This is a genomic window from Enterobacter cloacae complex sp. 2024EL-00214 (assembly GCF_043945575.1).
Lineage (GTDB): Bacteria > Pseudomonadota > Gammaproteobacteria > Enterobacterales > Enterobacteriaceae > Enterobacter > Enterobacter cloacae_P.
On the sequence record NZ_JBIMRC010000015.1, the window covers coordinates 99,172 to 113,685 of the forward strand.

The 14,514-nt window shown below is 54.8% G+C and carries 13 protein-coding genes; 7 read left to right on the forward strand and 6 right to left on the reverse strand.

All coding sequences use genetic code 11. The features are described from left to right. Positions 1-63: 63 nt before the first annotated feature. A complete protein-coding gene (gene xylB / locus ACHHZ6_RS16880; protein WP_395122769.1) occupies positions 64-1,518 on the forward strand; it encodes a xylulokinase in 1,455 nt (484 codons plus the stop codon). Between the two features lie 47 nt (positions 1,519-1,565). Here the strand turns inward: xylB and ACHHZ6_RS16885 are convergent, their stop codons facing one another. Next, positions 1,566-2,561: an acyltransferase gene (locus tag ACHHZ6_RS16885; protein WP_182919222.1), complete on the reverse strand. Its 996-nt coding sequence runs from the start codon at positions 2,559-2,561 to the stop codon at positions 1,566-1,568. 182 nt (positions 2,562-2,743) lie between these two features. Between ACHHZ6_RS16885 and ACHHZ6_RS16890 the strand changes: the two genes are divergently transcribed. The 3 genes from ACHHZ6_RS16890 to glyS all read left to right on the forward strand — a co-directional run bounded on the left by ACHHZ6_RS16890 (position 2,744) and on the right by glyS (position 6,201). Continuing rightward, positions 2,744-3,049, forward strand: a complete 306-nt coding sequence (locus ACHHZ6_RS16890) for a YsaB family lipoprotein (protein ID WP_182273052.1) — start codon at positions 2,744-2,746, stop codon at positions 3,047-3,049. 161 nt (positions 3,050-3,210) lie between these two features. Continuing rightward, a complete protein-coding gene (gene glyQ, locus ACHHZ6_RS16895) occupies positions 3,211-4,122 on the forward strand; it encodes a glycine--tRNA ligase subunit alpha (protein ID WP_003860141.1) in 912 nt (303 codons plus the stop codon). A 9-nt stretch (positions 4,123-4,131) separates the two neighbouring features. Beyond that, complete coding sequence (gene glyS / locus ACHHZ6_RS16900) at positions 4,132-6,201, forward strand: glycine--tRNA ligase subunit beta (protein ID WP_182273051.1); 2,070 nt, start codon at positions 4,132-4,134, stop codon at positions 6,199-6,201. A 93-nt stretch (positions 6,202-6,294) separates the two neighbouring features. On the opposite strand, the gene ACHHZ6_RS16905 is transcribed toward glyS, so the two are convergent. Beyond that, entirely contained in the window at positions 6,295-6,732 is a 438-nt protein-coding gene (locus ACHHZ6_RS16905; RefSeq protein ID WP_395122770.1) for a hypothetical protein, read from the reverse strand. Between the two features lie 928 nt (positions 6,733-7,660). Between ACHHZ6_RS16905 and ACHHZ6_RS16910 the strand changes: the two genes are divergently transcribed. Beyond that, the gene (locus tag ACHHZ6_RS16910) at positions 7,661-9,280 is read left to right on the forward strand and encodes an ABC-F family ATP-binding cassette domain-containing protein (protein WP_395122771.1); all 1,620 of its coding nucleotides are present in this window, start codon (positions 7,661-7,663) and stop codon (positions 9,278-9,280) included. Positions 9,281-9,322: 42 nt separating this feature from the next. Here the strand turns inward: ACHHZ6_RS16910 and ACHHZ6_RS16915 are convergent, their stop codons facing one another. Beyond that, entirely contained in the window at positions 9,323-9,610 is a 288-nt protein-coding gene (locus ACHHZ6_RS16915; protein ID WP_182273048.1) for an HTH-type transcriptional regulator, read from the reverse strand. A gap of 330 nt (positions 9,611-9,940) precedes the next feature. Between ACHHZ6_RS16915 and ACHHZ6_RS16920 the strand changes: the two genes are divergently transcribed. Together ACHHZ6_RS16920 and cspA are read left to right on the forward strand one after the other, a co-directional pair. Then, positions 9,941-10,651 (forward strand): DUF3053 domain-containing protein, encoded by a 711-nt coding sequence (locus ACHHZ6_RS16920; RefSeq protein WP_182919224.1) that lies wholly within the window; start codon positions 9,941-9,943, stop codon positions 10,649-10,651. 247 nt (positions 10,652-10,898) lie between these two features. Then, positions 10,899-11,111: an RNA chaperone/antiterminator CspA gene (cspA, locus tag ACHHZ6_RS16925; protein ID WP_003860775.1), complete on the forward strand. Its 213-nt coding sequence runs from the start codon at positions 10,899-10,901 to the stop codon at positions 11,109-11,111. A gap of 59 nt (positions 11,112-11,170) precedes the next feature. On the opposite strand, the gene ghrB is transcribed toward cspA, so the two are convergent. The 3 genes from ghrB to ACHHZ6_RS16940 all read right to left on the reverse strand — a co-directional run bounded on the left by ghrB (position 11,171) and on the right by ACHHZ6_RS16940 (position 14,513). After that, positions 11,171-12,148: a glyoxylate/hydroxypyruvate reductase GhrB gene (ghrB, locus tag ACHHZ6_RS16930; RefSeq protein ID WP_182273046.1), complete on the reverse strand. Its 978-nt coding sequence runs from the start codon at positions 12,146-12,148 to the stop codon at positions 11,171-11,173. Positions 12,149-12,174: 26 nt separating this feature from the next. Then, complete coding sequence (locus ACHHZ6_RS16935) at positions 12,175-13,455, reverse strand: MFS transporter (protein WP_395122772.1); 1,281 nt, start codon at positions 13,453-13,455, stop codon at positions 12,175-12,177. Positions 13,456-13,574: 119 nt separating this feature from the next. Next, positions 13,575-14,513, reverse strand: coding sequence for a sugar kinase (locus ACHHZ6_RS16940; protein ID WP_182919225.1), 939 nt, complete (start codon positions 14,511-14,513; stop codon positions 13,575-13,577). Position 14,514: the final 1 nt, after the last annotated feature.

Below are 14,514 nucleotides of genomic sequence, written 5' to 3' on the forward strand. Positions count from 1 at the left end.
GAGGAAAACGTCGGCCCGGTAAGCACAGCGCCACCGGGCATTTTCAGTTAAGGGATCCACTATATGTATATCGGGATTGATCTTGGCACATCGGGTGTGAAAGCCATTCTGTTAAGTGAGCAGGGCGACGTGTTAGCAACGCAGACAGAAAAACTGCAGGTGTCACGTCCGCATCCGCTATGGTCGGAGCAAGACCCGGAGCAGTGGTGGCAGGCGACAGATAGCACCATTAAAGCCTTAGGTGAGCGACATAGCTTGCGTGAGGTAAAAGCGATTGGTATCGCCGGGCAAATGCATGGTGCAACGCTGCTGGATGCGCAGCATCGCGTGTTACGCCCGGCTATTCTCTGGAACGACGGCCGCTGCGCGGAAGAGTGCGCAATGCTCGAAGGCCGTGTGCCCACGTCTCGTGAGATCACCGGTAACCTGATGATGCCCGGTTTTACCGCGCCAAAATTACTGTGGGTGCAGCGCCACGAACCGGAAATTTTCCGTCAGGTGGCAAAAGTATTACTGCCAAAAGATTATCTGCGTTTTCGCATGACGGGTGATTTTGCCAGCGATATGTCCGACGCCGCTGGCACGATGTGGCTTGATGTGGCGAAACGTGACTGGAGCGAGGCGATGCTTGATGCCTGCCATCTGACGCGTGAACATATGCCTGCGCTCTTTGAAGGCTGCGAGATCACGGGGACGTTAGATCCCTCCATTGCGAAACGCTGGAATATCCCTGCCGTGCCGGTTGTTGCCGGAGGCGGTGATAACGCGGCGGGTGCCGTGGGTGTCGGGATGGTTGAGTCGGGACAGGCTATGCTGTCGCTTGGCACGTCTGGTGTCTATTTTGCCGTCAGCGACGGTTATCGCAGCAACCCTGAAAGTGCCGTTCACAGTTTCTGCCATGCGCTTCCTGGAAAATGGCACCTGATGTCGGTGATGTTGAGTGCCGCATCCTGTCTGGACTGGGCGGTGAAACTCACCGGGATGAGCGATGTTCCGGCGTTGATATCCGCAGCGCAACAGGCGGATGAGAGCGCAGGTGCTGTCTGGTTTTTACCGTATCTTTCCGGTGAACGTACGCCACACAACAACCCGGAAGCGAAAGGGGTGTTCTTTGGCTTAACCCATCAACATGGCCCGGCAGAGCTGGCCCGGGCAGTGCTGGAAGGGGTTGGATACGCGCTGGCGGATGGCATGGACGTGGTGCATGACTGCGGTCTGAAGCCATCAGGTATTACGCTGATTGGCGGCGGGGCACGCAGCAGTTACTGGCGGCAGATGCTGTCTGATATCAGCGGGCTGCAGCTGGATTACCGTACCGGAGGCGATGTTGGGCCTGCACTCGGTGCGGCGCGACTGGCGCAGATTGCGGTGGAGCCTGGGACACCATTGTCTCAACTTTTACCACAGTTGCCGCTTGAACAGCGTCATCTGCCTGACGCGAAAAAACACGCACTTTACGCAGAACGGCGTGATGTGTTCCGCCGGATTTATCAGCAGCTTTTACCGCTGATGTCGTAAACACCCACCCGGCGCTGCGCTTGCACGGTAAGCGCAGCGCCGCCGGGCTAGCTCACAAATTTGCGCGTGTCTATTTTTTGCAACAGCATGGACAGGAACAAACTCACTACCAGCGTGGCGGTGAAAATCCAGATAATATCCAGCAGCGGCCAGCTTTTGAGTTCAACGCCGCGCGTTCGCAGCGCGTGGATCACCAGTGCGTGAAAACCGTAAATTCCCAGCGAGTGCCGGGAAATAAACCCCAGCACGGGGAGGGGGCGCGCATTCAGCGTGTTTTTGACGAGCGTCAGCAGGGACATCGCGCAGATAAAGACCATCGGGCCGCAGTACAGATACCAGGTGTCGGCAAAGTTACCGCGCCATTGCAGCTCGTACAGTGTCCCGCGCGAAATGACCATCACGCCGAGGATAAATAACGCCCCACACAGCCAGTTCAGCCCGCGTCTTTGGGTATCCATCATGCCGATAGCACGCCCCAGCATGCCGTACAGCACGTAGTAAAAGGTATCGCCGTTGATATAGAGGTTGACCGGCAGCCATTCAACGCCGTCAATTTTTTGCGAGAGCGTATTCGGGTTTGCCACCACGCCAATCACCACCATCAGCGCCAGCAGCATCTTACCGCTGACGTTTTTCACCTGAATCAGCGGTGAAACCAGATAAATAACGATGATGGCGAAGAAAAACCACAGATGATAGAACACCGGTTTTTGCAGCAGGTATTTCAGCGATATCACGGGGTTAATTGAAGTGAACAGCGTGATGTACAGCAGCGCGACGGCACTGTAGAACCCCAGGCACGAGGCTATACGTATGAAGTGCCTCGGCTGCGCGCTACGCTCGCCAAAAAAAAGGAAGCCGGAAATCATAAAGAACAGTGGCACGCTCACGCGCGACGCGGAATTGAGAATATTGGCGATATCCCAGTTAACGTGGCTGATACTGTGCGCATTGGTGACATACCAGGTCGTGGTGTGGATCATCACTACCATCAGGCACGCTATTCCTCGCAGGTTATCAATCCAGTTAATTTTCGACTGCATCAGTTCCTCTGTTTTCCTGGTAAAAAGAGTGTGACTGCCATTGTGTAAAAATCTTCCCTTAGAAAATTCTGAGTTTTATGGCGCTGGCTTGTATGCAGGCCGCGAGATTCGCAGAATGCCAGACCTTAATCTATAAATCCTGATACTAAAAATAACAGCCACTGACCAGGGCGGTAATAAAAATGATGATGACGCGCGTGGTATCACTCTTTCTGCTGCTTACGCTTGCGGGATGCAGTGCTCCACAAGATGCTCCCGTGCAGCGAGCGCAGCAGGGCAAAATTGGCCCGGAACATTCCCTGAACATGGAACAACTCTGTAAAGATCAGGCCGCCCACCGCTATAATTCTGATGTTCAGAACATTGAGGTCACTGGGTTTGAGCATTTTCAGGGAAGCTATGAGCTGCGGGGCCATACCTCTCGTAAAGAGGGCTTTGTCTGTTCGTTTGACGCGGACGGTCAGTTTTTACACCTCTCAATGCGCTAACGTGCTCGCATAATCAGCAGCCAGACGCCTTCGGAGTTCTGGCTGAAAGGCTTATTTCCCCAATTTTCCCTAAACAAACCCGTTTCATACTGTATATCTTGCAGGCAGCGGGTATACTGAACCCTTCCATTTAAAACCACACGTATCCAGCACGAAATACTATGCAAAAGTTTGATACCAAGACCTTCCAGGGCCTGATCCTGACCTTACAGGATTACTGGGCTCGTCAGGGCTGCACCATTGTTCAACCTTTGGACATGGAAGTCGGCGCAGGCACTTCACACCCGATGACCAGCTTACGCGCGTTGGGGCCAGAGCCAATGGCGACTGCCTATGTGCAGCCATCTCGTCGTCCAACTGATGGCCGTTACGGCGAAAACCCGAACCGTCTGCAGCACTACTATCAGTTCCAGGTGGTGATTAAGCCATCGCCAGACAATATTCAGGAACTGTATCTCGGGTCGCTGAAAGAGCTGGGTATGGATCCGACCATCCACGACATTCGTTTCGTGGAAGATAACTGGGAAAACCCAACGCTGGGTGCCTGGGGTCTGGGTTGGGAAGTGTGGCTGAACGGTATGGAAGTGACGCAGTTTACTTACTTCCAGCAGGTTGGCGGTCTGGAATGTAAACCGATTACCGGTGAAATCACCTACGGTCTGGAACGTCTGGCCATGTACATTCAGGGCGTAGACAGCGTTTACGACCTGGTCTGGAGCGACGGCCCGCTGGGTAAAACTACCTACGGCGACGTGTTCCATCAGAACGAAGTGGAGCAATCCACCTATAACTTCGAATACGCGGATGTGGACTTCCTGTTCACCTGCTTCGAGCAGTACGAGAAAGAAGCACAGCAACTGCTGGCGCTGGAAACTCCGCTGCCGCTGCCTGCTTACGAGCGTATTCTGAAGGCCGCCCACAGCTTCAACCTGCTGGACGCCCGCAAAGCCATCTCCGTGACTGAACGTCAGCGCTACATTCTGCGTATTCGTACCCTGACCAAAGCCGTTGCTGAAGCTTACTACGCGTCCCGTGAAGCCCTTGGCTTCCCGATGTGCAACCGAAACAAATAAGAGGCGGCCATGTCTGAGAAAACTTTCCTGGTGGAAATCGGCACCGAAGAGCTGCCACCAAAAGCCCTGCGCAGCCTGGCTGAATCTTTTGCTGCGAACGTGACGGCTGAGCTGGATAACGCTGGCCTGGCGCACGGTAAAATTGAATGGTTTGCTGCACCGCGTCGTCTGGCGCTGAAAGTGGCAAATCTGGCGGCGTCTCAGCCGGATCGTGAAGTCGAGAAACGTGGCCCGGCGATTGCACAGGCGTTTGACGCTGAAGGCAAACCGAGCAAAGCGGCAGAAGGCTGGGCGCGTGGTTGCGGTATCACCGTTGACCAGGCCGAGCGTCTGAGCACCGATAAAGGTGAATGGCTGCTGTACCGTGCTCACGTGAAAGGCGAGAGTGCAGAAGCGCTGCTGCCAGATATGGTGGCGACGTCACTGGCGAAACTGCCGATTCCAAAACTGATGCGCTGGGGTGCAAGCGACGTACACTTCGTGCGTCCGGTTCACACCGTGACCCTGCTGCTGGGCGATGCTGTTATCCCGGGTACCATTCTGGGCGTGGCGTCCGATCGCGTGATCCGCGGCCACCGCTTTATGGGTGAGCCAGAGTTCACCATCGACAACGCCGATCAGTATCCAGAGATCCTGCTGGAGCGCGGTAAAGTCATTGCTGACTACGAACTGCGTAAAGCAAAAATCAAAGCGGACGCAGAAGAAGCGGCGCGCAAAATTGGCGGCAACGCTGATTTGAGCGAAAGCCTGCTGGAAGAAGTGACCTCTCTGGTTGAATGGCCGGTGGTGCTGACCGCGAAGTTCGAAGAGAAATTCCTCGCCGTTCCGGCTGAAGCACTGGTGTACACCATGAAGGGTGACCAGAAGTACTTCCCGGTCTATGCCAACGACGGCAAGCTGCTGCCAAACTTCATCTTCGTGGCGAACATCGAATCCAAAGATCCGATCCAGATTATTTCTGGTAACGAGAAAGTGGTTCGTCCGCGTCTGGCAGATGCCGAGTTCTTCTTCAATACCGACCGCAAAAAGCGTCTGGAAGATCATCTGCCGCGTCTGCAGACCGTGCTGTTCCAGCAACAGCTGGGTACGCTGCGCGACAAAACCGACCGTATCGCAGAGCTGTCCGGCTGGATCGCCCGTGAAATCGGGGCTGACGTGAACCACGCGACCCGTGCTGGTTTGCTGTCCAAGTGCGACCTGATGACCAACATGGTGTTCGAATTTACCGACACCCAGGGCGTAATGGGGATGCACTACGCGCGTCACGATGGTGAAGCGGAAGACGTGGCTGTTGCCCTGAACGAGCAGTACCAGCCGCGCTTCGCGGGTGATGACCTGCCGTCTAACCCGGTTGCCTGTGCGGTGGCGATTGCCGACAAGATGGACACCCTGGCGGGTATCTTCGGTATCGGCCAGCATCCGAAAGGCGACAAAGACCCGTTTGCACTGCGTCGTGCCGCGCTGGGTGTGCTGCGTATCATCGTTGAGAAGAACCTGAACCTGGATCTGCAGACCCTGACGGAAGAAGCGGTGCGTCTGTACGGCGACAAGCTGACCAATACCAACGTTGTGGATGACGTGATCGACTTTATGCTCGGCCGTTTCCGTGCGTGGTATCAGGACGAAGGTTATACCGTCGACACTATTCAGGCGGTACTGGCGCGTCGTCCGACCCGTCCGGCAGATTTCGATGCGCGTATGAAGGCGGTTTCCCACTTCCGTACCCTGGAAGCGGCATCTGCGCTGGCTGCGGCTAACAAGCGTGTATCCAACATCCTCGCGAAGTCCGACGAAACGCTGAACGAGCGCGTGAACGCCGCGACGCTGAAAGAACCGGAAGAGATCGCTCTGGCGATGCAGGTTGTGGTACTGCGCGACAAGCTGGAGCCGTTCTTCGCGGAAGGCCGCTACCAGGAAGCACTGGTTGAACTGGCTGAGCTGCGTGAAGTGATCGACGCCTTCTTCGAGAAAGTGATGGTGAACGTAGAAGATAAAGATCTGCGTATTAACCGTCTCTCTATGCTCGAAAAACTGCGCGAGCTGTTCCTGCGCGTGGCGGATATTTCGCTGCTGCAGTAAGGTGCCCGTTGTTACAAATGCTAAAAACCCGCTTCGGCGGGTTTTTTTATGGGTCTTTTGTAGGGCGGATACGCGTAGCATCATCCGGCAGGTTTAGCCGATCGCGACTGTGCCTTCGTCCGTCTGCAGCCAGCGTGGTGCCTTCAGCGTATCGGCAAAGTAGCTGACCAGTTCGCACAGCAAATCTTCCATCACGATTTCAGATTGTCGCGGCAGTGAACCGTTCATCAGCAACTGCGTAATCTCCTGACAGTAGCGCCCCAGCTGATCGCATTCAGGTTCGAAAACCGGAACGCGTGAAGGAAATTCTTCCACGGTCAGGCTGGCTTTTAAATATTCGGGGACAGGTTCCAGAAGCGTGGGTTGCAGAAGATTCAGGCAAGCGGACAGTCTGCCGTAGAGCGCCATTTTTTGGGTGGGTTCTTCGCAATCAATCAGGACGTCGGTGAAGCGTTCACAGTTATCCGCCAGTTCGGTGAAGGCGGTGGTGTGGTTGAAGGGAAGGGTGATTAAAGAGTCAGCCATAGTCATAACAATAACCTCAGTGAGTGGTATATCTTCCGCCACTGGAGGTTCCAGGCTCGCTGGTGGCGGAACCGAACAGGGTTGGAACGACTGGCCTCACTGACACCAGCGCGCTTTACAGCGCCCCCGTCCGGCTCGCCATTGAAATGTAGCAGGCCGTACGACACAGAGCCTGTGTCGCCAGTGAAGTGAGTCAGGGTTCCAATCCCGGCACCTGATTTTGCAGGTGCGAAGAGAACTTACTGCTCATCAAAACAGGCGGCAACAGTTTTGAGCTATGTTGCTGAGGATATTACCATTTCTGGAAAGAGGCTCGCAAAATTACCGCAATGAGAAATATGCTGCAGGCAGAGGTCTTACAGCGATGCCCTGGTCCGGCTGTAAATCGCTGAGGCGTTTCCTGCAGGCCGGGGCGAGGCGCATGGATGTGCCGAGAGGGCGGGCTTTACAGGGATGTTACCTCCGCCCGTCCCCGATAAGCCGGAAGGAATAAGCCGAAGGTACCGCGTAGCGGCGATTTACCGCCGGGAGCCCGGGTTGCCAGGGTGGTGGCGACTGAGCCACCCTGGCACGTTCACCGGTTATGGAGTTACAGAGTAGCAAGGAACATAAAGTGAACGGAATGACCACTACAGCCGTATGTTCCCCCCTCGCCCCAGCCCCAGCCCCAGCCCCAGCCCTCTCCCTCAAGGGAGACGGGGTCGTCTGTGCAGGTATTATTTTGTGGAGATCCCTCAGCCCAAAGGGAGAGGGAGTATAAACCGCCCACAATTTAACCTTGAAATGGTCAACAAATTACCGTTATCCTTATCCCCGTTAAATTTCTCCCCCTGGAGCGCCCCCCAAAAATGAACAAACACGACTGATGAATTTCGATCCTTGCTAAACGCTACCGCGTCGGCAGGGGATGTTTTGATTTCATTCAGGAGTGCTTATGGCTCATTTTGCGCAGTCCCCTTCTTTTATTTTGCATCAGGTCACCTGTCAGTTTGCGACGGGCGATACCCTTTTTGGCCCGTTGGATCTGTCGCTGGAGCCGTCTCTGTGCGCACTGGTGGGCCGCAACGGTAGCGGGAAAACACGTCTGCTACGCCTGCTGGCGGGGCTGGATAAACCGGCAAACGGTCATATTGAACGCTTTGGAACATATGTCTATGTGGCACAGCAGCATGATATTTCCCCGCAGACTACGCTTGCGGAACTGCTCGGTTATGACACGATTTTTACGGCGCGTCAGCGTATCGACAGCGGTGATTATCAGCCTGAGGATCTGGATACGCTCGACGGATACTGGGATTTAGCAGAACGTCTGAGCGACGCGTTTAACAACGCGAAACTCCCGCCGTTTGATCCTGATAAACCCGCTGTAACACTCAGCGGGGGCGAGCGCATTCGCGCATTGCTGTGCGGTGCGTTTACCGCCGGAGCTGACCATCTGTTGCTGGATGAACCCACCAACCACCTCGACAGGGAAGGCCGGGAGTGGTTCTACGACCAGCTTGCCCGCTATCAGGGTGGCGTGCTGGTGGCCTCTCACGACCGTGAGTTACTGACACTGGTGCCGCGCATCCTTGAACTGAGCGTTTCCGGTCTGCGAAGCTATGGCGGGAATTACACGGATTATCAGCGTCAGCGTGAGGCCGAACAGCAGTCTGCCCGCGCGGCGCTGGAACATGCGGCTACGGAGCGCAAGCGCACTCGCGCCCGTATGCAAAAGGAGCATGACGACAGCCAGCGGCGTTCGGCAAAAACGCTGCGTACGGTTGATACACTGAATATCGCCTCGTTTGAGCGCATTAAATACAAAATGGCGGCGAAAGAGCGCATTGGCTCCTGGAAAAAACAGCATAACGATCAAAACGATGCGCTGAATGCGGCGGTGAACAGGGCGCGTGAACGGGTTGAAGAGGACAACCCGGTGATGTTCACCCTGCCAGGAAGCCAGATTGCAGAGGGGAAACAGGTGCTGGTGCTGGAAGATCTGGTGCTGCCACATGTGAATATCCCACCGACCAGCTGGCGTATGGCCGGGCCGATGCGTGTAGCGCTAAGAGGGCCGAACGGCTGCGGAAAATCGACGCTGTTAAGAGTCATCCTCGGAGAGATTGCCCCCCGTTCGGGAACCTGCAGGGTGTCGGTGACGTGTGCTTATCTCGATCAACACCTGTCGCAGCTGGATCTTTCGCTATCGGTGATGTCGCACCTGAATCTGGGCAATACGCCGCTGGAAGAGGGGATGCTGCGTACCCGTTTAGCTCAGCTGCAGCTTGGTGCGGATAAGGTCACGCTTCCGCTGGCGGCGTTGAGTGGCGGTGAGCGTTTGAAAGCGGCACTGGCCTGTGTGTTGTGGCGGGAAGAGGCCACGCAGCTACTGCTTCTGGATGAACCGACTAACCACCTGGATCTGGCATCCGTTCAGGCGATTGAGGCCGCGCTGGTTGGTTTCCCGGGCGCGCTGCTGGTGGTGTCACACGATGAGGCTTTCCTGAAAGGATTAACATTAACGCATGAGCTGGTGTGGGAAGAGGCCGGGTGGCGTTGCGACAGCCTTTAAAACACAAGCCCCCGCAGGTGCGGGGGCGGTAACAATCTTAGACTATGCTATCTGTTTGCTGAGTGCTGGATTGGCCTGAATCAGACGCATCAGTTTTAACTCGGTGGCGGAGGGTTTGACACGTTTTGACTCCCACTCCAGCACCATCGCCACGCTGACACCCATTTCTCGGGCGAATTCATCTGTTTTCAGTCCCGTCCCTTTGCGCAATTGTTCAAATTCTGTAAAGGGGTTGGATTTTTGTTGTAGGGTAAATGCCTGCGGTACGTCTTTAAAAACAATCTGTTCCAGACTACTCAACAGCTCAAACTCAGGATCTTTGTATTCCATTGAGAACTCCTCTTAAATCACACTGCGGGATCGTGAACATCAGAGAGCCAATTAAGAATAGTCGGTAAAAAGGGGGAGGATCGCTGTGGTTGTGATTAATCGTGCGGTTGCCATGACGACATGCGTTTCAGCAGAAGGGGTGTTCAGCCTAATTGACTGATTATTCAGAAACCGGCCTGCAGCATATTTTTTTTGTAAATTGACAGTATTAAAACGGCAATAGCCGTTTTGCATGAAAAGAGTATCTTGCAAGGCTGACCTGGACTATCCTTGTCAACGTCGGGCACGCGTGTGCCGGTGTGCGCTTTTTTGGGTGAAAGGAGTAATAAAATGGCGACAGGAAAGTCCTGCTCTCGCTGGTTTGCGCCTGTTGCGGCGTTGTTGATGGTTGTTAGCCTGAGTGGGTGTTTCGATAAGGAAGGCGATCAGCGCAAAGCGTTTATCGATTTTCTGCAGAATACGGTGATGCGCAGCGGCGAGCGTTTACCAACGCTGACTGCGGATCAGAAAAAACAGTTTGGCCCCTTCGTGTCCGATTACGCCATTCTGTATGGTTATTCACAGCAGGTGAGCCAGGCGATGGATTCAGGTCTTCGCCCGGTGCTGGATAGCGTTAATGCCATCCGTGTACCACAGGATTATATGACCCAGCGTGAACCGCTGCGCCAGTCCAACGGTGCGCTCGGCGTGCTGAGCCAGCAGCTGCAGAATGCGAAAATGCAGGCGGATGCTTCGCGTTCAGCGCTGAAGCAGGGCGACGATCTCAAGCCGGTCTTCGACAAGGTGTATGAGAAAGTGGTCACTAAACCTTCTGACGCCATGCAACCGCTGATCCCGGCCGCGCAGATCTTCACACAACAGCTGGTTCAGGTTGGGGATTACATTTCCCAGCAGGGAACTCAGGTGAGCTTTGTTGCGAACGGTATTCAGTTCCCGACCTCACAGCAGGCAAGTCAGTACAATACGCTGATTGGGCCGCTGGCTTCTCAGCACCAGGCGTTTAGCCAGGCGTGGAGTACAGCGGTGACGGCCACCGAATAAACCAAAAAAAACCCCGCCTGGTGCGGGGTTTTTTATACGTGTCTAAAATAACGCTTGTCATTCATCTACCACATCGGTATAACAGTGCCTGTCGGTTTGTTACACAGACCTAAAGCAGTTTAGTAAAGCAGTCCAGATTGTTATCCATAGATACCCTTCGTAGTGACCCTTCCTTCATCGCTTAAAAATCTGTAACGCAACCCATCAAGCCGGAAGGCACAATATATTTGTTAATAAGGTAATTTCTATGTCTGCTAAAATGACTGGTCTGGTAAAATGGTTCAACGCTGATAAAGGTTTCGGCTTCATCACTCCTGACGATGGCTCTAAAGACGTGTTCGTACACTTCTCTGCTATCCAGAACGATGGCTACAAATCTCTGGACGAAGGTCAGAAAGTTTCCTTCACCATCGAAAGCGGCGCTAAAGGCCCAGCAGCTGGTAACGTTGTAAGCCTGTAAGCTTCCAACCCAGTAGCAAATGAATTTAAAAACCCGCCTTCTGGCGGGTTTTTTCGTTTCTACTGTTGAACCTGTGGGTTGACGCAGTTTCTCTCAACTTTTCCTCCGCCAAGTGCGGCGATGAGGTTGTCTACCGCAGTGGCTGCCATGTTATAGCGCGTCTCATGGGTCGCCGAGCCGATGTGGGGCAATGCTACCACGTTGGGGAGTGTCAGTAGCGGGGAGTCCAGCGGAAGAGGCTCTTGTTCAAACACGTCCAGACCGGCGGCGTGGATCTCACCGTTTTGCAGTGCTTCGATCAGCGCCTTTTCGTCCACCACCGGGCCACGACCCGCATTGATGAAAATGGCCGACTTCTTCATCTTTTCAAACGCGGCTTTGCCAATCAGATGATGAGTTTCATCTGTCAGTGGCAGGATCAGGCAGACGTAATCCGCCTCCTGTAAAAGGGTATCCAGTTCGCAGTAACGGGCGTTGAAACGTTCTTCCGCTTCGTTGTGGCGACGACGCGCGTTGTACAGAATCGGCATGTTAAAACCGAAATGCGCGCGCTGCGCCAGTGCCAGACCGATACGACCCATCCCGACAATCCCCAGCGTTTTGCCGTGGACATCCACGCCGAACCAGTCCGGACCAATGCTCTTTGTCCATTCACCGGCTTTGACGCGTTCGGCCACTTCCACCACACGACGGGCAGTGCTGAGCACCAGCGCCATCAGCGTGTCGGCCACGGTTTCCGTCAGGGCATGTGGCGTGTGCATCAGCAGGATTTTGCGGGCGTTAAGTGCGTCTACGTCGAAGTTGTCATACCCCACGGAAACCGTTGAAGCAGCATGAAGCTTCGGCATTTTCTTAAGCAAAGCGACATCCACTTTCTCACTGGAACCCAGCAGACCTGCGGCGCTGGCGAACACATCAGCGTGCTGCGCCACGGTGTCCGGGCTAAGATCCTTCACCCGGGTCACGGTGAAGTGGTCTTCCAGGCGTTTTTGCAGATTTTCAGGCAGTGCTTTATACAAAATGACGGACGGCTTCATGCTAATCTCCGTTGATTTTTAAGGGGTCAGGCGTGACGTGCGCCGACAGGGAGTTGTTGATTATTAGCAGGCTTTACAATCAGAGTTAGCCACACTGAGGTGAAAAGCGCTACCCCCATAAAGATGTACGAGGCTGACGGGCTGCCGGTTGCGCCGTTCAGATAGCCCACAAACCAGGAGCCACAGAACGAACCCAGCGCACCCATACTGTTGATCAGTGCCATCGCACCACCTGCCACGTTACGCGGCAGCATCTCCGGGATGATGGCAAAGAATGGGCCATACGGGGCGTACATTGCTGCACCGGCAATGACCAGCAGGGTGTAAGAGATCCAGAAGTGGTTAGCCCCCACGGCCCAGGAGCCAATGAAAGCGAAGGCAGCGATCAGCAGCAGCGGCCAGACAAACAGCTTACGGTTCTGCAGCTTGTCTGACGCCCATGACGCGACAATCATTGCGATGGTGGCTGCCAGGTAAGGTACGGACGACAGCCAGCCCACTTCTACCATACCAAGGTTTTCGCCGCCGCTGCGGATAATGGATGGCAGCCACAGCACGAAGCCGTACACGCCAATGCTCCAGGTGAAATACTGCATGCACAGCAGCACCACGTTGCGGGAACGGAAGGCCTCACCGTAGTTACGCACTGCTTTAAGCCCTTGCTGCTCTTTATCCAGCTGCGTCTGCAACGCGGCTTTTTCATCTTCAGAGAGCCATTTTGCCTGGGCAGGCTTATCTTTGACCAGCGCCCACCAGCAGAATGCCCAGATAACCGCCGGGATCCCTTCGATGATAAACATTTCGCGCCAGCCAAAGGACTGGATCAGGTAGCCAGAAACGACAGACATCCACAGTACGGTGACCGGGTTACCGAGGATCAGGAACGTGTTCGCACGTGAACGCTCGGATTTAGTAAACCAGTTGCTGATGTAGATGAGCATTGCGGGCATCACCGCCGCCTCAACCACCCCGAGGATAAAGCGAATGGCAGCCAGCGCCGGAATATTATTCACCACGCCAGTGAGTGACGCACAGACGCCCCACAGGATCAGACAGATGAAGATCAGTTTGCGTACGCTGCGGCGTTCCGCGTAGATAGCGCCAGGGATCTGGAAGAAGAAGTAGCCCAGGAAGAAAAGGGCACCCAGGAGTGATGAAACACCTTTGGTGATCCCGAGGTCTTCGGTGATCCCTGCGGCGGAAGCGAAACTGAAATTGGCACGATCAAGGTACGCCAGGCTGTACGTGATGAACACGATGGGCATGATGTACCACCAGCGTTTTACTGCATTGGTCGAACTGTTCATAGGCTTGCCTCTGTTGTTGAGGTTGGTACCGCCGTTGTATGTAGGGTACACGGTGGTTTAATGTTATTTGGTGCGGGTTATTGCCCTCACCCTGACCCTCTCCCACAGGGAGAGGGAACTTAAGATTCGAGTTGTGCTCGTGTTGGTAATCCTTCGCTGTCGCCCTGCACCTGGATCGCCAGCGAGCCAATTTTGTTCCCCCGTGCCACGGCCTGATGCAGTGGTTTGCCTTCCAGCAGGGCACTGATCACTCCCACGGCAAAGCCATCGCCCGCACCCACGGTATCGACCACGTTCTCAACTTTTACCGCCGCGACCGCACCTTGCTCACCGTCGGCCGTTTTAAACCATGCGCCATCGGCTCCGGTTTTCAGCACCACGGTTTTTACCCCGTTGTTCAGGTAAAAATCGGCAATCCCTTCAGGGGTATTTTCACCCGTGAGGATCATCCCTTCTTTTACACCAGGCAGAACCCAGTCCGCCTGGAATGCCAGACGGTTCAGCTTTTCGACCATTTCCGCTTCACTTTTCCACAGCACCGGACGCAGGTTCGGATCGAAAGAGATCGTTTTGCCCTGCGCTTTCATTGTCGTTGCCGCGTGATCGAGCAATTCATACGAGCTGGCAGACAGTGCCGCAGCAACGCCGCTCAGGTGCAAATGGCGCGCGCTGGCGAAATAGTGGGCATGGTAATCTTCCACAGAAAGGTGGCTTGCCGCCGATCCTTTACGGAAATACTCCACGATGGGATCGGTTCCATTTTCAACCTTAGATTTCAGCTGAAAACCGGTCGCAAAGCGTCCGTCGAGCGTAACGCCTGTGGCATCAATACCCTCTTTTTTCAACGAGTTCAGGACGAAACGACCAAAGCTGTCATCACCCACCCGGCTCACCCAGCCAACGTTCAGACCGAGGCGTGCCAGGCCGGTTGCCACATTCAGCTCTGCACCCGCCACGCGTTTAATAAAGTGTTCTACCGTGCTCAGTTCGCCCGTTTCGGTGGCGACAAACATGGTCATGGCCTCGCCGATGGTGATCACATCCAGCGTCTTGTGCATG